Source organism: Dyella japonica, from assembly GCF_040545895.1.
Taxonomy (GTDB): Bacteria; Pseudomonadota; Gammaproteobacteria; order Xanthomonadales; family Rhodanobacteraceae; genus Dyella; species Dyella japonica_D.
Map to the genome: position 1 here is coordinate 155,639 of NZ_JBEPMU010000004.1, position 18,615 is coordinate 174,253.

Annotated in this window: 11 protein-coding genes; 6 read left to right on the top strand and 5 right to left on the bottom strand. The window is 63.5% G+C overall.

Going from position 1 to position 18,615, the window contains the following annotated elements:
• The first annotated feature begins 22 nt into the window (after window positions 1-22).
• The 4 genes from ABIC75_RS13995 to ABIC75_RS14010 all read left to right on the top strand — a co-directional run bounded on the left by ABIC75_RS13995 (window position 23) and on the right by ABIC75_RS14010 (window position 4,993).
• The gene (locus tag ABIC75_RS13995) at window positions 23-646 is read left to right on the top strand and encodes a hypothetical protein (RefSeq protein WP_354014489.1); all 624 of its coding nucleotides are present in this window, start codon (window positions 23-25) and stop codon (window positions 644-646) included.
• The gene (locus ABIC75_RS14000; protein WP_354014490.1) at window positions 639-1,439 is read left to right on the top strand and encodes a hypothetical protein; all 801 of its coding nucleotides are present in this window, start codon (window positions 639-641) and stop codon (window positions 1,437-1,439) included. Before ABIC75_RS13995 ends, ABIC75_RS14000 begins: the two co-directional genes overlap by 8 nt.
• 190 nt (window positions 1,440-1,629) lie before the next feature.
• Window positions 1,630-2,697: a hypothetical protein gene (locus ABIC75_RS14005; protein WP_354014491.1), complete on the top strand. Its 1,068-nt coding sequence runs from the start codon at window positions 1,630-1,632 to the stop codon at window positions 2,695-2,697.
• Between the two features lie 220 nt (window positions 2,698-2,917).
• Window positions 2,918-4,993: a peptidoglycan-binding protein gene (locus ABIC75_RS14010; RefSeq protein ID WP_354014492.1), complete on the top strand. Its 2,076-nt coding sequence runs from the start codon at window positions 2,918-2,920 to the stop codon at window positions 4,991-4,993.
• A 109-nt stretch (window positions 4,994-5,102) separates the two neighbouring features.
• On the opposite strand, the gene ABIC75_RS14015 is transcribed toward ABIC75_RS14010, so the two are convergent.
• Genes ABIC75_RS14015 through ABIC75_RS14025 form a run of 3 tightly spaced genes read right to left on the bottom strand, consistent with a single transcriptional unit; the run spans window position 5,103 to window position 9,036 of the window.
• Window positions 5,103-6,542: a c-type cytochrome gene (locus tag ABIC75_RS14015; RefSeq protein WP_354014493.1), complete on the bottom strand. Its 1,440-nt coding sequence runs from the start codon at window positions 6,540-6,542 to the stop codon at window positions 5,103-5,105.
• Window positions 6,539-8,314 carry a GMC family oxidoreductase gene (locus ABIC75_RS14020; RefSeq protein WP_354014494.1) on the bottom strand — a complete coding sequence of 592 codons (1,776 nt, stop codon included), beginning with the start codon at window positions 8,312-8,314 and terminating at the stop codon, window positions 6,539-6,541. The genes ABIC75_RS14015 and ABIC75_RS14020 overlap by 4 nt, the downstream gene beginning before the upstream one ends.
• Entirely contained in the window at window positions 8,311-9,036 is a 726-nt protein-coding gene (locus ABIC75_RS14025) for a gluconate 2-dehydrogenase subunit 3 family protein (protein WP_354014495.1), read from the bottom strand. The genes ABIC75_RS14020 and ABIC75_RS14025 overlap by 4 nt, the downstream gene beginning before the upstream one ends.
• Before the next feature lie 403 nt (window positions 9,037-9,439).
• Between ABIC75_RS14025 and ABIC75_RS14030 the strand changes: the two genes are divergently transcribed.
• A complete protein-coding gene (locus ABIC75_RS14030) occupies window positions 9,440-10,345 on the top strand; it encodes a cation diffusion facilitator family transporter (protein WP_354014496.1) in 906 nt (301 codons plus the stop codon).
• Window positions 10,346-10,355: 10 nt separating this feature from the next.
• Here the strand turns inward: ABIC75_RS14030 and ABIC75_RS14035 are convergent, their stop codons facing one another.
• On the bottom strand, window positions 10,356-11,207 hold the full coding sequence (locus tag ABIC75_RS14035; RefSeq protein ID WP_354014497.1) for an alpha/beta hydrolase: 852 nt from the start codon (window positions 11,205-11,207) through the stop codon (window positions 10,356-10,358).
• A gap of 193 nt (window positions 11,208-11,400) precedes the next feature.
• Window positions 11,401-13,662, bottom strand: coding sequence for a TonB-dependent receptor (locus tag ABIC75_RS14040; RefSeq protein WP_354014498.1), 2,262 nt, complete (start codon window positions 13,660-13,662; stop codon window positions 11,401-11,403).
• Between the two features lie 189 nt (window positions 13,663-13,851).
• Here ABIC75_RS14040 and ABIC75_RS14045 point away from each other — a divergent pair, with 189 nt between their 5' ends.
• Window positions 13,852-18,489: a DEAD/DEAH box helicase gene (locus ABIC75_RS14045; protein ID WP_354014499.1), complete on the top strand. Its 4,638-nt coding sequence runs from the start codon at window positions 13,852-13,854 to the stop codon at window positions 18,487-18,489.
• Window positions 18,490-18,615: the final 126 nt, after the last annotated feature.

An 18,615-nucleotide genomic window follows, 5' to 3' on the forward strand; every position in this document is an offset into this window, starting at 1 on the left:
CGTCTGCGTTGTCGGCTAAGGCATGGATGCCAATGCGGGACAGGAGGACGACGCGATGAAACTAGGCCACTTGGCGGCGACGGCGGCGTTGACTGCAAGCACGCTGACGGGATGTGGTGATCCCCACCATCCAGCCCTCAATCCGCATCCAAAGCAGAAGTACGAGATCACGCTCAAGATCGAGGATGCGCCGGGGCCGTTTGAGTCGGTGACGGCGTTTGCCAGCTATGAGATTGCCAATCCGTCAGAGTGTGCGCCGCAAGATCCCTTCAACGGCGTTTACACCACGGATGGCTTCGATACCGAAATAGTTATCCAAACCATCGGTGACAATACTTATCGGGGCATCATCTATCTGGATTTGCCGATTGACGGTAACTACTACCTGAAAGGTCAGTGTCATTGGAGGTTTGTCAGCGTCAATTTCGTTCCGAAAAGACAGGGCGTTACATTCGGTGCTGGGCTCGTGCTTCATCAGGTTATTGCACAAAAAATGGAGTCAACCTATCCATTGAAGATGGATTATTTTTACCCCCGTTTTCCTGGCATAGATTCAGGTGGTACTTACATGACTAACGAGGTTCAAGACCATCGCGCAAACTATTTCTCGATGACAATTACCGCTAAGGAGGGCGCCAATGAGTGATTGTGAGCTGCCGTTCACGCGAGATGACTATTCCGCATTTGCCAAAGATGGCTACAGTGACAGGCGGCAGGAAGGCGGAATGGTGACAATCAATGGCGTTGACTATCGCGTGCTAGCCAAAGCCGACGATCCTAGTGGTTTCCAAGGCATTGCCTATCGGAGTTTGGATGAGAACAAGCTCGTCATCAGCTATCGCGGCACCGAGGCAATCAAGCCGAAGTTGTGGGATCAGCCCGTAAAGGACCTCGGCACCGATTACGTCATGGTCCGCGATCAGTTCAACCGCCAGGAATCGGACGCCGATGCTTTTACGCGGCGCGTGTTTGATCTAGTAAGAGAAAAGCACCCCAATTGGAACTTGAGCGAACACATCACCGTCACCGGCCACTCCCTCGGCGGCACCCACGCTCAGATGATGGCCGCCCGCTACGGTCTTGGCGGCATGGCCTATAACGCTTATGGTGCCGTGGATATAGGCTCGCTGGTTCCTGAAGGCCAACCCGCCAACGCGCCAAGCTTCATCAATCACGTGCGCGCCACCGACGTGGTGAGCGCGGGTAACCGCCACTACGGCAGCGTGGTCGGCTACGCCACCGAACAAGACATCGCCAATCTGCAGTTTGGCGGCTATCTCGACGCCCCCAACCCCGCGCACCCGCCCAACCCTCTCCTCGCCGCCAGTCTCACCGCGCACTTCGTCAACAACTTCTCTCCCGACCCGGGTGGCCAGACGGTGATGACCGAGGCCAATGAAGCGCGCTATCGCCAGTATCAAGGTGCCATCGAGCACTGAAGGGGCACCGTGCGGGTCGCGCGTATGCGCCTGCGTGTGCGCGACCACGCTCGCTGGGTGCTCTTCACTACCCCGAACTGACACCGCCATAAGCATCCGCTGATGGCGTCGCAACGCCCGTCTGACCCAGATTGGCGGGGTGCGTGACGCCGTTGCGCCACCAACGACGCGTACCCCATCAAGGAGATCCATGGGCATCCGTGACGATATCCGCATCGGCAAGCTGTATCCGCCCGAGCCCGACCTGCCGGAGCCAAGCAGCTCCGTTCCGGAAGGGTGCGAGCGTGTGCGTATCAGTGCGCGTCGCTGGCGTGTGTTCCTCAAGGCCACCGAGTTCGAGCTGAAATACGGTCGCGAACTGACCTACGGCATCAACGACGAGCCCGATCCGGATCTGCGCCGTGTCATTGACGAAGAAGGTGCGCGGCCCACCTCCCTCATCCCGGTACATCGGCCTGACAGGCGCGATCCGTTGCACGATCTGCAGTTGTTGCGTGATCTGAAGATCATCGACGAGCGAACAGTCAAAGAGATCGGGCCTCTGCCCAAGGTTGGGTTGCCGGTGCTGGAGAAGCGCAAGCCTGCGCTGTATCGATCGCACGAGCCAACCACGGCTGATGTGTTGCCCGTCGAAACAAGGACAAGACATGAGGACGACGCGATGAAACTAGGCCACTTGGCGGCGACGGCGGCGTTGACTGCAAGCACGCTGACGGGATGTGGTGATCCCCACCATCCAGCCCTCAATCCGCATCCAAAGCAGAAGTACGAGATCACGCTCAAGATCGAGGATGCGCCGGGGCCGTTTGAGTCGGTGACGGCGTTTGCCAGCTATGAGATTGCCAATCCGTCAGAGTGTGCGCCGCAAGATCCAATCAGTGGTGTATATGCCATGGCGAAATATCACCACGATGTACCTCTCTATCCGAGTGGTGACGGCACCTATAGTGGCACGATCTACTTAGATCTTCCCCTCGATCAGACTTACTACTTCAAAGGGCTGTGTCGTTGGGTATTCACTAGCATAAACGTCTCAATTAGAAATCAGGGTGGTGGTTTTGACGCGGGGCTTGGGCTTGATGAGGTCATTACCCAGCGAACGCTGACTACATATCCGCAAAAACGGTTGTACGACGATCGTGAGTCCCAGGAGAACCATTGGAGCTTTAGCGGTGGCTACATGTCCGATGAGGTCGCCTCCCACCGTGCCGACTATTTCTCGATGACTATCTCTGCGAAGGAGCGCTTGCATGAGTAGTGCATATTCAACGCATACCAAGGACGATTACGCCGGCTTCTCTAAAGATAGCTACAGCGATGACAATCGTGTCGGTGGCAAGGCAATCATCAATGGCATCGAATACAAAGTGCTTGCTGTGGCCAGCAACCCCAGTGGTTTCCAAGGCATTGCGTATCAACAACTTCCTGATGGCGACGTCGTCACCGCCTGCCGTGGCACCGAAGCCGCCAAGGCAAGGATGTGGGACCAGCCGGTAAAGGACCTCGGCACCGACTACATCATGATCCGCGATCAGTTCAACCGCCAGGAACCGGACGCCGATGCCTTTACACGGCGGGTGTTTGATCTGGTCAAGAAAAATCACCCCGACTGGAACCTAAGCGAACACATCACCGTCACCGGCCACTCCCTTGGCGGCACCCACGCTCAAATGATGGCTGCCCGTTATGGCCTGGGTGGGATGGCCGTGAATCCGTACGGCGCCATCGATCTGGGCTTCTCCATTCCTGAAGGCCAACCCGCCAACGCGCCAAGCTTCATCAATCACGTGCGCGCCACCGACGTGGTGAGCGCGGGTAACCGCCACTACGGCAGCGTGGTCGGCTACGCCACCGAACAAGACATCGCCAATCTGCAGTTTGGCGGCTATCTCGACGCCCCCAACCCCGCGCACCCGCCCAACCCTCTCCTCGCCGCCAGTCTCACCGCGCACTTCGTCAACAACTTCTCTCCCGACCCGGGTGGCCAGACGGTGATGACCGAGGCCAATGAAGCGCGCTATCGCCAGTATCAAGGTGCCATCGAGCACTATCGTCACGACGTCATGGCAGCCCGCCTCGATCTGCACGATGTACTGTCCTATCAGCAGCATCCCGAGCAAGCTCAGCGGTTGCAGAACCAGGTGGCTGACGCCGTAGCCGCAGCCACTTATCACCAAACGGTGCAAGGTGTCGCCCATGTCAGCGCCATCGGCTTGACCTCGCACGTCCTGGAGCAGTCCTCCGAACGCCTGCACGCGGCAGGCGAGGTCACGCAGGCCAGCCTGCATAACGCAGCCGCAGGCGCGCATGACCTGGGGCAAGCCTTGCACCGCGGTGCCGATGCCGCGGCTCACGCGGCACAAACGACTGGACAGGGCCTCGACCAGGTCACCCAGGCGTTGGCCCGTGAAGCAGCACGTGCGGCACCCTTGTCGCCTGGCCTGGCACTCGGCGCGCTCGTCAGCGCCCAGGCGGGCATCACTGCCCATGCCGCGGGAGATCAGTTGGGACATGTTGCCCGTGATGTCGCCGGATTTGCCCAGGCCGTGAGTGGCGGTGTTTCGCAGGCGCTCGATGCGGCGGGCGATCGCCTGAACAACGTTCTGGAAACGGCTGGTCAGCGCGCTCATGAGGGCTCTCAGCAGATCGAGCAACGCATTCAGCGCGCCAGCAGTCCGCAGGCCATGCATCATATGCAGGAGCAGTTGGCCGACAACGTACATGCCGTGCAGCACAGCTTGCATGGCGCGCAAGAGGCGATCTCCCGCGGGTTCGACACCGTCGATCGCCGCTCGAACCAGGCGACGAATGGTCATGAGGCGTTCGGGATACCAGTCGCGCCGTCGGCGCTCGAGCCCCATCGCGTGCAGGCCTTGCAGGAAAACCTCAACGCGCTTGGCTTGACCGATCACCGTGGTCAGCCGTTGCCGACGCATGGCACCTACGATCACGCGACGCGGGCCGCCGTAGCGGGCTTCCAGCATGAACACGGCTTGCCTGCGACGGGCCAACCCGACCCTGGCACACTCGCCCTTGCGCAGGCGCACGCCCAACTGGCGGCACTGCAAAAGCCCGCCGCCGCCCTCGATCTGGCCACCGTTCAGGCCACACGGGCCGGGCAAGCGCCCGACATGCATCGTGCCGAGGCGTCAACCAATCCGTCGCTGGCCGCGCGCGTCGATACGCCCCAAGCGTCGGGCCAGCGGCCCTTCAGCGATCCGAGTCATCCCCAGCATGCGCTGTATAGCGAACTCAAAGCGCTGCTTCCGAAGAGTGCCTGCGAAGAACGTCTTGCCCAGCTCACCGTGGCCTGCCACCAGGGCAACATCAAGGCCGGGCAGATCGAAAGCATCACGCTTGAGAACAAGCAAGCCACCATCGTTGGGCTCGCTGGCTTCGCCCGTGTTGACATGACTCAGAATTCGCCGCCATTGCAGCAGAGCCTGCAGCAGGCGGATACGTTCAATCAACAACAAGCCCAGCAACAACGCATGCGCGAACAATCACAGGCGCAGATACAGGCTGGGCCCACCTTGTCTCTTTCACGTCATTAGCCTGGCGCGTACGGTTTTCGTGCCTGCGCTCCGGCAACAATCGCCTCCATTAGCAGGCGATTGCAGCGGCGTTCGACACCGGGCTCTCGCTGGGGTCTCGCAATGTGCACTACTTGTGCGTCACCGGCGTGCCGGCCTGATCCTCGGCATCGGGGCCCGGGCCTTCGGAACCACGCACGCGTGGATCGTAACCGGTCATCAACGGCTGGCCGGCCGGTGGCAGGTCGCGCAGATGTGCAACGTCCTGTGCGGTCACCGCGCTGCCGCGATTGCCCCAGCTGGAGCGCGCGAAGGTGAGTACCTCGGCGATCTGCTGATTGTTCAGACGCTCGCGGAACGCGGGCATGCTGAATTGCGTGGGTGCATCGCGGCCCGACGGCATGGTGCCGCCGTGTAGCACCAGCCGGATCGCCGAGCCGGCATTCTGGCCGTTGAGTACGGGGTTGCCGGCCAGCGCCGGGAACACCTGACCGTAGCCGTGGCCGTCGGTGCGATGGCAGGTGGCGCAGTTGTCGACATAGAGCTGCGCGCCAGCCACTGCCACGTTGCCGCTCATGAGGGCGGTGCGTGTCGCCTCGTCGTACGTCACCGCCTGTTCCTCGTGTGCGGCAGGCAACGATTTGAGGAAGTGCGCCACGGCGGCGAGATCGGCATCGCTCATGTACTGCGTGCTGTGTTCCACCACGTCGCTCATGCCGCCGAACACGGCGCTGCGCTCGGTGCGTCCGCTCTTGAGCAGCGTGGCGATGTCATCTTCGCTCACGCTGCCGAGTCCGCTGGCCAGTTCGCCGCGCAAGCTGGGGGCGACCCAGTTGTCGCTCTCGCCGCCGCTCAGGTAGGCCGTGCCGTCATTCGGGCCCAAGGCTTTTTCGCGCAGCGTAAAGGTGCGTGGCGTGTGGCATGCGCCGCAGTGGCCAAGGCCTTCCACCAGATATTGCCCGCGCGCCACGGTCGGATCGCCCGTCGCTGCCGTCTGCACCGGCGTCACCTTGGGCGCGAACATCCAGCGCCAATACGTGAGCGGCCAACGCATCGAAAGCGGCCATGCGATGCCTTCGGCATGGTTGTCCTGTTTTACCGGCTGCACGCCGTGCATGAAATACGCGTACAGCGCCTGGACGTCCTGGTCGCTGACCTTCGCGTACGACGGGTAGGGCATGGCCGGGTAGAGCGTGTGGCCTTCGGCATCGATGCCGCGGCGCACCGCACGCTCGAATTGCCCATAGGTGTATTTGCCGATGCCGGTATCCGGATCGGGCGTGATGTTGGTGCTGTAGATGGTGCCGATGGGCGAGGCAATCGCCAGCCCGCCGGCGTACGGTTTGCCACCGGGCGCCGTGTGGCACGCGGCGCAATCGCCAAGACGCGCGAGGTATTCACCCTGCTTGAGCTGATCGGGCGTGGATTCCGCGGCCTTCGCGGCGGGATCGCCGCCGCCGCCCGGAAACAGCATCGCTGCCATCCACGCGATCACCAGCAGTACGATCAACACGATGATGACGCGTAACAGGCCGCCACCGCGACGACGAGGCTTGGCGTACGTGTTCATGCCTGCACCAGGGGTCCTGGATTCTTGAGGTAGGTCTCACGGATGGCCTTGACGGACATGTAGGTGAGGCCGCCGATGAGGCCGGTCGGGTTGTAGCCCAGGTTCTGCGGAAAGGCGGACGCGCCGGTGACGAACACGTTGTGCACATCCCAGTTCTGCTGGAAGCGATTGAGTGCACTGGTCTCCGGCGACGTACCCTGGATCACGCCGCCCGTGGTGTGCGTGGTCTGGTATTGCCGCACGTCGTAGTGGTCGCCGGGTTTGCGTATCGTCTGCGAGGTCTGCTTCGGCTTCATCGCATCGGCGATTTCCTGCGCGCGATCGGTGAGGAAGCGCGTCATCTTGTATTCGTTGTCGTGCCAGTCGAAGGTGATGCGCAGCAGCGGCTGGCCGAAGGCGTCCTTGTATGTCGGGTCGAGATCGAGATAGCGGTCGCGATACGACATCACCGAGCCATGCGTCTGCACGCCGGTGGTGTGCAGGTAGCTGTCCTTCGCCGCGCGCTTCCACTTTTCGCCCCAGCCCGGCGTGCCTGGCGGCAACAGCAATTGCTGGATCGGTCGCCCGCCCGTCTGTCCGCCCAGAATGTAACCGCCACCCACGAAACCATGCGGGCCGTGGTCGAAGTGGTCGGAGTTGAATTCGTCAATGATGACGTTGCCGCCGGAACCCGCGCCGATGAACGGGTTGATCGCCACGTCCTTGTCGTAGAAGACGGTGACGTTGCTCATCATCTGGTACGCGTAGTTCTTGCCGATCACGCCCTTGCCGGTGTTGGGGTCATACGGCTTGCCGATGCCCGAGAGCAGCATCAACCGCGTGTTGTGCATCTGGAACGCGGCGACGATCACCAGATCCGCCGGCTGCTCCACCTGCTGGCCTTGCGCGTCGATATAGGTGACGCCGGTGGCACGCTTGCCGCTGGAGTCGAGATTGATCTTCGTCACGTGGCTGTGCGTGCGCAGCTCGAAGTTCGGCTTGCGCATCAACACCGGAAGAATCGTGGTCTGCGGCGATGCCTTGGAATACATGAAGCAACCGAAGCGCTCGCAATAGCCGCACAGGTTGCACGGCCCCAGGCGCACGCCGTGCGGATTGGTGTAAGGCTGCGATGCGTTGGACGACGGTTGCGGGAACGGCTTGTAACCCTTCGAACGCGCCGCATCCGCGAAAAGCTGCGCGCCATAGTTGTTCTTCACCGCAGGGTTCGGATATGCCTTCTTGCGCGGACCCTCGAACGGATTGCCGCCTTCCTTGATCTCGCCGTTGAGGTTGCCCGCCGTGCCCGAGGTGCCGCACAGGTATTCGAACTGTTCGAGGAACGGCTCCAGTTCGTCGTAGGTCACGCCGTAATCCTGGATCTGCATGTCCGCCGGCATGAACTTGTCGCCGTAGCGCTTACTGATGTGGCTGTGGAATTCCAGGTCTTCCGGCGAGGGACGATAGTGCTGGCCGTTCCAGTGGATGCCTGCGCCGCCCACGTTGTTGCCGAGCAAGAAGGAACCGTATTGGCGATACGGCACCGCGGTCTCGTTGAGGTTGTGACGTATGGTCACCGTCTCGCGCGCCAGCGGCTGGAACAGTTCGCCGCGAATGCCATAGGCCAGCTCGTCGGCGTTGTGCGGATAGGTGAAGTCGGGCGAGGTGTCGCGATACGCGCCGCGTTCCAGTGCCAGCACCTTCAATCCCGTGTCGACCAGCTCGATGCCCATGATGGCGCCGGTCCAGCCGAAGCCGACGATCACCACGTCGACCGGTTTCATGCGGATCATGACTTCGCCCCTTCGATGGACACCGGACCGAACGGATAGACCTTGCCGGGTTGTTCGACCCAGTCGGCAAAATCGGCGCGTGCGCCGGGAAAGCCGATCATTTTCCAAGCCGCCATCTGTTTGTTGCCTCCGTACATCGGGTCGGCGAAGTAGCCTTCCTTGGTATTGGTGAGCAGTTGCGAGAAGAACGTGGTGGCAGGCACGTCGTCGAGTTTGATCTCGCCTTTTTCCAGCTGGTGAAGAATCGCGTCGCGCTGGTCCGGCGGCAGCGCCGCGAAGGCGTTGTTGTGCTGTTTCTTGCACCAGTCGTCGATGGCGGCGATGCCCTTGCGATAGAACTCGCGCGGCGTGTAGCGCAACTGGTAGCCAAGCGTGGCTGGCGCGTCGGGCACGAACGGTCCCTGCATGTACCACAGCGAACCATGGCCGTAGGCCGCGTCCATCTGTCGATCGAGGAACTCCGGCACGCCCGCTTCCACGGCGCTCGGGCCGTCATCGTTGGGTGGAATCAATCGCTCGACGGCGGCCTGCAGGAATTCCCATTCGGGCGCCGTGAAATAACGCGGCGTGTAGCTCGCCCCACTCGCTGCGGCCGGCGCGGCCGCCGTGCCGCTTTGCGTCTGCGCTATGGCGGATGTTCCCAGCAGGCTGACCGCAGGTACCGCCACCAGCGACTGTCGCAGGAAGTCGCGACGTGAGGGTGAATTGGGCTTGCTCGACATGACCTTCCCCGTACCAAACGCGCCGTGCGTTCGCACATGCTGACGCGACAGGTGAAATCAAAACGTGAAGGTTCGTTTACAGAATGACACCACGAAGGCGGCGCGCAGTTTGTCGTTTGCCACGCCGTTTGGACGCCCATCCTTCACGGTCCATCGACCGCGCGCATGGCGACAATCCGTATCAGGGTGTCACCGAAAGAACGCAGTGCCGATGGGGTCGGCCGCGATGCGGTTGGAGCGCAGAAGTGTTGCGCGCCTCTTTATGTCTTCGGTCGACAAGCGCATGGTTGCGACTGACATCCGGTCTGCGGGGAGCAGCACCGTTTGGGTCGTGGTACGCGGTGGCAGCGTTGAAGCAACAGGTTTGTCGAAAACGCTCGAAGCGAGGCAGGCCGAACATCTCATGATGGACACTTCCCGCGAGCAACGTCAGCTGCGCCTTTCCATCGGCGTGACCTTCCTGGTCGGCGTGGCCTGCGTGGCCGTGGGCCTGCTGATGCATTCGCAAGCCATCGCCTTCGATGGTTTCTATTCCCTGGTGGACGTGGTGCTCACGGCCGGTTCCCTCGCGGTATCGCATCTCGTCACCAGCGAGGGCAGCCGGCGCTTCCAGTTCGGCTACTGGCACCTGGAGCCGCTGGTGCTGGTGTTCAACGCCGCCGTGCTCACCGCCATCTGCAGCTACGGCGGGTTCACCGCGCTGCATGGCCTGCTCACCGGAGGGCATGAACTGGCCTTCGGTTTCGGTGCGATATGGGCAGCGATCGTGGGCGTGGTGAGCCTGTTCATGGCGCTCTACATGCGCCGCGAATCGATCGCTATGGGTTCGGTGCTGTTGCAGCTCGATGCCAAGGGCTGGCTCATCGGCGGCTGCATCAGCGTCGCGGTGCTGGTGGGTTTCGCGCTGGCGGCGGTGATCCAGGGCGGGCCGCTCGATCACTGGACGCGTTACATCGATTCCACCGTGCTGCTGCTGTTGACGCTGGGCTTGTTGCCGTTGCCGCTGGGCAGCCTGTGGGAGGCGCTGCGCGAAGTGCTGCAGCTGGCGCCCGATGCGCTCGACCAGCGCGTGCGCGACGTGATGACGACCCTGGTGCAGGAACGCGGTTACCTCGATTTCACCAGCTACGTGGCGAAGATCGGCCGCATGCGCTTCATCGACATCCACATCCTGGTGGAATCGTCGCGCCCGCTGGGTGACATGGGCGATGTCGATGCCGTGCGCAACGAGATCGCCAGGCGACTGGGCAGCGACATCCGCGTCGAATGGCTCACCATCGTGTTCACCGGCAAGCGCGAATGGATGTGAGGCCGGTCGATCAGGAACGTTTTTGCAGCCAGTCGCCCAACTGCTTCAGCACCTGGCTGCGCGCCGGCTCGGCCTCGTTGAACAGCTCGTGGTAGAGCGAGTCAAAATAGCGCGTGGTGACCTTGTTGCCCGCCCACGTGGCCGACGAAAAATCACGGCTGCCTGATGGATTCACCAGCTTGTCCGCGCCGGCCACCAGCAGCAGTGTGGGAATGGCGAGCTTCGATGCATCCGCCACGGAGGCATCGCCCGCGCGGAAGATGAAATCCGCCAGTCGCGGCGTGATCCAGCCATGGCGCAGCGGATCGGCGCGATAGGTCGGTTCCACCTGCGGATCGTGCGAGAGCTTGTCGAACGGCAGCCCGTTGGGCATCGGCAGGTTGGGCAGCGCCTTGGCCAGCATGGCCGCCAGTTTCTGCCGCCACGCCGGCTCCCACGTGCGCAGGGCAGGGGAGGACAGCACCATCGCCGGCGGTTGCAGTCGGCGGTCCAGCACGGCACGTGCAGCGACCAGGCCGCCCATGCTGTGGCCGAGCAGCAAGGGTCGTTTCGGCAGGGACTGAGCGTAGTCGTTGTAGACGGTGGCCAGGTCTTCGAGCAGGTCATCCGGATGCGCCAATGCACCGCGCCGGCCCGGCGTCTGGCCGTGGCCGCGCTGGTCGTAGCTGCGCACCGCATGGCCGCGCGTGTGGAACCACTGCGCCATCCGCTGGTAGCGCCCGCTGTGCTCGCCCAGGCCATGCACGATCAGCACCGCGTCGTGCGCACGGCTGCTCGGCCAGTCACGCACGAACAGTTGCTGGCCATCGGCCATGGTGAGGAGCTGGGAGCGTTCGCTGCCGTGGTCGCCCGGGTGGTTCACATCGTTCACTCGACGGTAAAGGTCTGCATTCTGCAACAAGCGGCGTGCGTTTGGCGCCTTGCAGGAGGTTCATCGCTGAAGACCGGGCTTGGCGGCTCCGCTCTAAAGACCTGCCAGGCACCAAAGAAAAGGGGAGCGGACGGTCCGCTCCCCTTTTTACATCACGCGACAGGCACTCAAGCCGATCGGAACATCAGAAGTCCGCGCGGAACTCCACGCCGATGATGCGCGGGTCGTTGACGAACGCGGTGCGGTTGTTGAAGTCGATCGCACCGGTGATGTACTGCTTGTTGGTGATGTTGCGGCCGTACAGGGCGATTTCGCGCTTGCCGAAATCCCAGTTGTAGCCCACGCGCACGCCGCCCTCGAGCGCCGGCTTGCCGCGGAATTCTTCCGAGTCGTACAGGAAGAAATTCACTTCGCTGCGGTAGCTCCAGTCGGTGTAGATGAAGAACTCGCCGCTCTCGCCGTACGGAATGCCGTAGCGCGCGGTGAAGTTGCCGATCCACTGAGGCGCGTTCGGCAGCGGGTTGCCGTTGACCAGCGCGTTGCCGTCGGCATTGACCGGGTCGAGCACGGTGCAGCCCGAGCCGCACACGGCCACGGCCAGGTTCGGGTCGTCCAGCTTGGTGTGGTTGTAGCTGCCGCCGGCGGTGAGGATGAAGTTCGGCGTCACGTACGCTTCCAGATCGAACTCGGCGCCGTAGCCTTCGGTCTTCTTCGCGTTGATCAGTCGCGTGACGTTGATGTCGCCGCCCACCGCGGTGAGCTGCTGGTTGTGCATGGTGTAGTCGTACACGTCCGCGTTGAAGCGCAGGCGGTTGTCCATGCCGGTGGTCTTCACGCCCAACTCGTACGAGGTAATCGTCTCGGGCTTGGCCTGCGAAATGAAGTCGGCAAACAGCACGCGACCCTGCACGCTGGGCGCGCGGAAGCCATTGGCGATGCGGCCGTACACGTTGACGTTCGGGTTCAGCTCCCACGTGCCGGTGAGGTCGCCGCTCCAGCGCGCGTCATGCGGGTTGGCGCTGAGCGACAGCGGGCCGCCGCCGATCGGCGACAGGATGCGGTCCACATGGAAGTCGCGCGAATCGTGCGACCAGCGCGTACCGGCACGCACGTCGAAGTCGTCGGTGATGTGATAGTCGGCCGAACCGAACACCGCGTATGCCTTGGTGGTCTGCGCCTGCTGCGCGTAGCCGTCCATTGCATGGTTGTCGAGCGTGGCGTAGTCGTAATTGACGATCGCGATGTTTTCGTAGAAGTAGTACGCGCCCACCTGCCAGTTCAGGCGATCCTGCGGATTGCTGGCCAGGCGCACTTCCTGCGTGATCTGGCGATCGTGCGGCAGCGCATCGGCGGTTTCGGACGGGAACGGCGTCTTGTACGCGTCCTGGTTCGGCGCGAGCGGAATGGCGATACCGCCGTCCACGTCGCCGAGGCTGTACGTGGTGGCCTTCTCGAAACCGGTGATCGAGGTGAGCGTGTAGTCACCGAGATTCCAGGTGAGGTGCAGGTTGCTGCCCCACGAGAACAGATGCTGGCGGTTGCGGCCATCCTGGTACACCACATCGCGATCGAAGCCCGGCGCGAGGCTGTCGCTGCCCAGCGGAATCGCATTGGCGCGGTTGACCATGGCGCTGCCGTCGAGCCAGCGGCCGTGCACGTTGATCAGCGCGTTGAAATCCTGCACGTCATACATGGCCTGCAGACGCACGGCGCGGTCGTTGTAGCCGCCGAGGTCGTCCTTCTTGCCGGTGTAGTCGTTGTCGATCCAGCCATCGCGATGCTGCGCCAGCGCCGACACACGGCCCGACCAGTTGCCGCCCAGCGAGCCGCCGAGCGCGGCTTCCGCATTGGCGGTGCCCTTGGTGCCGTAGGAAGCCTTGGCGTAGCCGCTGGTTTCCTGGCTCGGCTTCACCGAGTCGAACTTGATCACGCCGGCCGGCGAGTTGCGGCCGAACATGGTGCCCTGCGGACCGCGCAGCACTTCCACCTGCTGCAGGTCGAACAGCGGGAAGCCCTTGAGGATGGGGTTTTCCTGCACGATGTCGTCGTACACCATCGACACCGGCTGCGACGCGTTGAGGTCGAAGTCGCTGTTGCCCAGGCCGCGGATGTAGAAACGCGGGAACTCACGACCGTAAGACGTTTCGGCGTACACGCTCGGCGCGCGGCCGGCGAGCTGCAGCACGGTATCGCCCGACTGGCCGTAGTTGCTCAATTGCTCCGGGGTGATCACGGTCATGGAGACCGGCACCTTCTGCAGGTTCTCGACGCGCTTTTCGGCGGTCACGTTGATGGTTTCGAGCTGGACGGGCTTGCCGGTCTGACCCTTGGCCGGAGCGGCGGCGGGCGGGTTCGCGTCCTGTGCGAAAGCGGTCGTTCCTACGGCAAGGGCGCTGGCAATGGAAAGGGCGAGCAACGCGAAACGCGTCGGGCTGGCGGCGGTCATTGGATGGTCCCCGGAGATAAGGAAAAGAGCAGGAAAACGCCGCAAGAAATCAGCTGTAGCCGCGGCTTAACGATATTGTCACGTAATTCTGCGAGGGACTGAAGCGAATTTTCTTTCGAACAATTGCCAAAAACCCTTGACGTCCCCATATCTCAAGCTCTGAGAGCGGCCTGAGCCACACTTAAGTCCATGCCCCTGCACGACTTTCATCCAGCCGTTGCCGCCTGGTTCCAGGGTGCGTTTCCTGAACCGACAGCACCGCAAAAAGCCGCTTGGCCGTCCATACGGTCAGGCCGGCACACGCTGGTGGCCGCGCCCACGGGCTCGGGCAAGACGCTCACGGCCTTTCTTTCCGCCATCGACGCCCTGGTGCGCGAAGGCGTGGCCAACGATGGCGCGCTGCCCGATGCCACCACCGTGGTGTACATCTCGCCGCTGAAAGCGCTCTCCAACGACATCCGCATCAACCTGGAAGCGCCGCTGGAAGGCATTCGCGCGCAGCTCGCCGCGATGGGCCTGCCCGACGTGGCCATCCGCACCGCCGTACGCACCGGCGACACGCCGCAGGCTGAGCGCACATGGATGCGCAAGCAGCCGCCGCACATCCTCGTCACCACGCCCGAATCGCTCTACATCCTGCTTGGCTCCGAATCGGGACGCACGATGTTGGCGAGCACGCGCACGGTGATTGTGGACGAGATTCACGCGCTCGCTTCCAGCAAGCGTGGCGCGCATCTGGCGTTGTCGCTGGAGCGATTGGAGTCATTGTGCCAGCGGCGGTTGTTGAGGATCGGGTTGTCGGCGACGCAGAAGCCGATTGAGGACGTGGCGAAGTTTCTGGTTGGCAGCCACGCCACACTTCTCCCTCTCCCCGACGGGGAGAGGGCCGGGGTGAGAGGCCAACCTGGCGACACGTCCACAAAGAAGCGCGCTTCGAAAAAGACCGAGGCAAGCTCCGCCCCCTCATCCGACCCTTCGGGCCACCTTCTCCCCGGCGGGGAGAAGGAAAGAGATCGCGTCAACATCATCGACGTCGGCCACGCCCGCGCACGCGACCTCGCCATCGAAGTCCCGCCGGTGCCGCTCGAATCGGTGATGTCCAACGACTGCTGGGAACTCGTCTACAACCGCCTCGCGCAACTGGTCGAATCGCATCGCACCACGCTCGTCTTCGTCAACACGCGGCGCATGGCCGAGCGCGTGGCGCGCCATCTTTCCGAACGTCTCGGCAAAGAAGCCGTGGCCGCGCACCACGGCAGCCTGGCGAAAGAGCAGCGGCTGGATGCGGAACAGCGCCTCAAGCGCGGCGACCTGCGCGTGCTGGTGGCGACGGCCTCGCTGGAACTCGGCATCGATATCGGCGATGTGGATCTCGTCTGCCAGCTCGCCTCGCCGCGTTCCATTGCGGCTTTCCTGCAGCGCGCGGGCCGTTCGGGCCACGCGGTGAACGGCACGCCGAAAGCGCGCCTGTTTCCCACCTCGCGCGACGACCTGGTGGAATGCACCGCCTTGCTCGACTGCGTACGCCGCGGCGAACTCGACACGTTGATCCAGCCGCCGCAGCCGCTCGACGTGCTCGCGCAGCAGATCGTGGCGGAAGTGGCCGGGCAGGAATGGAACGAGGACGCGTTGTACGACACGCTGCGTCGCGCCTATCCCTATCGCGACCTTTCGCGCGAACAATTCGATGCCACCGTGCGCATGCTCGCCGATGGCTTCACCACGCGAAACGGCCCGCGCGCGGCGTACATCCATCGTGATGCCGTGCACAAGCAGCTGCGCGCGCGCCGCAATGCGCGGCTCACCGCGGTCACCTCCGGTGGCGCCATTCCCGACACCGCCGACTATCTTGTGGTGCTGGAGCCGCAAGCCACCATCATCGGCACGGTGAACGAAGACTTCGCCGTGGAAAGCCTCGCCGGCGACGTGTTCCAGCTCGGCAACACCAGTTACCGCATCATCCGCGTGGAACGCGATCGCCTGCGCGTGGAAGACGCGCAAGGCGTGCCGCCCAATATTCCGTTCTGGCTGGGCGAAGCGCCGGGCCGCAGCGCCGAGCTGTCGCACGGCGTATCGCGCCTGCGCGAAGAAATTGCCACGCGCCTGGACGAAGGCGGCGTGCCCGCCGTCATGCACTGGCTGATGCACACGCTGGGCATGAACGAAGCGTCCGCGCAGCTACTGGCCGACTACATGGCTGCCGCGAAGGCCGCGCTCGGCGTGCTGCCCACGCAGGAAGTGCTGGTGTTCGAGCGGTTCTTCGACGAATCGGGCGGCACGCAGCTCATCATCCACACGCCGTGGGGCAGCCGCATCAATCGCGCGTGGGGCCTGGCGCTGCGCAAGCGCTTCTGCCGACAGTTCAACTTCGAACTGCAGGCGGCGGCCACGGAAGATGCCATCGTGCTGTCGCTCTCCACCAGCCACAGTTTTCCGCTGGAAGAAGTGGCGCGTTACCTGCACTCCAATACCGCCGAGCACGTGCTGGTGCAGGCGCTGCTCGATGCGCCGCTGTTTCCCGCGCGCTGGCGCTGGAATGCCACCACCGCGCTCGCCTTGCCGCGCTTCCAGGGCGGCAAGAAAGTGCCGCCGCCACTTCAGCGCATGAAGAGCGAAGACCTGCTCGCCGCCGTGTTTCCCGATCAGGTCGCGTGTCTGGAAAACATCGTGGGCGAGCGCGAGATTCCCGATCACCCGCTGGTGAACCAGACGCTGCACGACTGCCTGCGCGAAGCGATGGACATCGACGGCCTGCTGCACATCCTGCACGGCCTGGAAGACGGTTCCATCCAGGTGGTGGCGCGCGATCTCGCCGCACCGAGCCCACTCGCCGGCGAGGTGCTCAACGCCGCGCCGTACGCCTATCTCGACGACGCGCCGCTGGAAGAACGCCGCACGCAGGCCGTGCAATCGCGCCGCTGGTCCGATCCGGAGAACGCCGACGACCTTGGCCGCCTCGACCCCGACGCCATTGCTTCCGTGCGCGAAGAGGCATGGCCGCAAGTGCGCAGCGTGGATGAAATGCACGAAGCGCTCACCATCCTCGGTGGCGTGACACAAAGCGAAGCGGATGCGAACGACGGCTGGAACATCTGGCTCAACGCCCTCGCAAAAACTCATCGTGCGACGCTCCTAACTCCCTCTCCCCGCCGGGGAGAGGGTTGGGGTGAGGGGTCACTCTCGACTCAGTCCAGCCTCAAAGCTAGCGACCAGCACATCTGGACCACCGCCGAATCCCTCCCCAAGTGGCAAGCCGTCCACCCGGCTGCCGCGCTGCATCCGCCCATTGACGCCCCCGTCGAATACGCCGCGCAAACATGGACGCGCGACGACGCGCTGCTCGAACTTGTGCGCGGCCGCCTCACCGGCTCCGGCCCCATCACCGTCGCCCAGCTCGCCGTGTTCCTGCAGGTCGAGTCCAGCGATATCGATCTCGTCCTGCTGCGCCTGCAATCGGAAGGCTATGTGATGCAGGGCCACTTCACACCCGGCACGCATGAAGTGGAATGGTGCGAACGCCATCTGCTAGCGCGCATTCACCGCTACACCATTGGCAGGTTGCGTCGCGAGATAGAGCCGGTCAGTCGTCGCGACCTGATGCGCTTCCTGTTCGAATGGCAACACGTGGCACCCGGTGCGCGCCTCAGCGGCCCCGATGCCTTGCCCGCCGTGCTCACCCAGCTCGAAGGCTTCGAGGCTGCCGCCGGTGCGTGGGAAAGCGAAGTGCTGCCCGCGCGCATCAACGACTACTCCATCACCTGGCTGGACGAACAGATCCGCGCCGGCCGCGTCAGCTGGAGTCGCCTGCGCAGCGGCACGGGCACGGGCGGCCCCGTGCGTGCCACGCCCATTGTGCTGTTGCCACGCCGCAGCCTGCCCATCTGGACCGCCACCGCGGCCGTTGATGCCAACGCGCAAGAAGTCATTGTCTCCTCGCGCGCGCAAGCCGTGCTTGATGCGCTGCGCGATCACGGCGCACTGTTCTTCGACGAACTGCTGAGCGACACGCACCTGCTGCGCACCGAACTGGAAGATGCCCTGGGCGAACTCGTCGCCGCCGGCCGCGTGACCGCCGACAGTTTCGCCGGCCTGCGCGCATTGCTCGTGCCGGCCGCCAAACGCGATGCGCATCGCCACCGTCGCCTGCGCCGCCACATGCTCACCGGCATCGAAGACGCCGGCAGATGGTCATTAGTGAGGTCAAACCGCGCCAATCTTCTACCCTCCGGGCGACCCGAAGGTAGTCCCGTGGGAGAGAAGATGCCCGGCAGGGCAGATGAGGGGAGGGTGCTCGAGAAATCCCCGCCTACCCCAAACACAAAAAACGACCCCGACCAACTCGAACACATCGCCCGCAGCCTGCTGCGTCGCTACGGCGTCGTCTTCTGGAAACTGCTGGAACGCGAAGCCCCCTGGCTGCCCAGCTGGCGCGAACTCCTGCGCGTCTACCACCGCCTTGAAGCCCGCGGCGAAATTCGCGGCGGCCGCTTCGTCGAAGGCCTGGTCGGCGAACAATTCGCGCTACCCGAAGCCATCGCGCGCCTGCGTGCCGTGCGCCAGCAAGAGCCGCAAGGCGATCTCGTGCTCGTCAGCGGCTCCGACCCACTCAACCTCGTGGGCACCGTATTGGCCGGCAACAAACTGCCCGCCCTCGTCGGCACGCGCGTGCTCTATGAAGATGGCGTAGCCGTTGCCGCATGGGTGGCCAGCAAGCCGCAATGGCTGGTGGAATCCACCACCGAGCAACAACAACACTGGCGCAACGCCTTGCTGCGCCGCGCGGATGCGGATGGTCTAAAAGCAGATGCGCGAGCTGCGGGCTTCTAGCTCGCATTCCGGCGAGGACCGTAATAAGGGCGAGAGCTGTGTTCTCTAGCTCGTCATTTCGGCGAAAGCCGGACAAGCGCGGAGCGCGGAGAACGTCCGAAGGACGGCCCCGAAGGGGCGAGCGGA

What these genes read in the sequence shown, in the direction of transcription:
- ABIC75_RS13995 (WP_354014489.1), top strand. Translation starts at nt 23, where the DNA reads ATGGATGCCAATGCGGGACAGGAGGACGACGCGATGAAACTAGGCCAC.
- ABIC75_RS14030 (WP_354014496.1), top strand. Translation starts at nt 9,440, where the DNA reads ATGATGGACACTTCCCGCGAGCAACGTCAGCTGCGCCTTTCCATCGGC.
- ABIC75_RS14000 (WP_354014490.1), top strand. Translation starts at nt 639, where the DNA reads ATGAGTGATTGTGAGCTGCCGTTCACGCGAGATGACTATTCCGCATTT.
- ABIC75_RS14025 (WP_354014495.1), bottom strand. Translation starts at nt 9,036, where the DNA reads ATGTCGAGCAAGCCCAATTCACCCTCACGTCGCGACTTCCTGCGACAG.
- ABIC75_RS14020 (WP_354014494.1), bottom strand. Translation starts at nt 8,314, where the DNA reads ATGATCCGCATGAAACCGGTCGACGTGGTGATCGTCGGCTTCGGCTGG.
- ABIC75_RS14045 (WP_354014499.1), top strand. Translation starts at nt 13,852, where the DNA reads ATGCCCCTGCACGACTTTCATCCAGCCGTTGCCGCCTGGTTCCAGGGT.
- ABIC75_RS14015 (WP_354014493.1), bottom strand. Translation starts at nt 6,542, where the DNA reads ATGAACACGTACGCCAAGCCTCGTCGTCGCGGTGGCGGCCTGTTACGC.
- ABIC75_RS14005 (WP_354014491.1), top strand. Translation starts at nt 1,630, where the DNA reads ATGGGCATCCGTGACGATATCCGCATCGGCAAGCTGTATCCGCCCGAG.
- ABIC75_RS14010 (WP_354014492.1), top strand. Translation starts at nt 2,918, where the DNA reads ATGTGGGACCAGCCGGTAAAGGACCTCGGCACCGACTACATCATGATC.
- ABIC75_RS14040 (WP_354014498.1), bottom strand. Translation starts at nt 13,662, where the DNA reads ATGACCGCCGCCAGCCCGACGCGTTTCGCGTTGCTCGCCCTTTCCATT.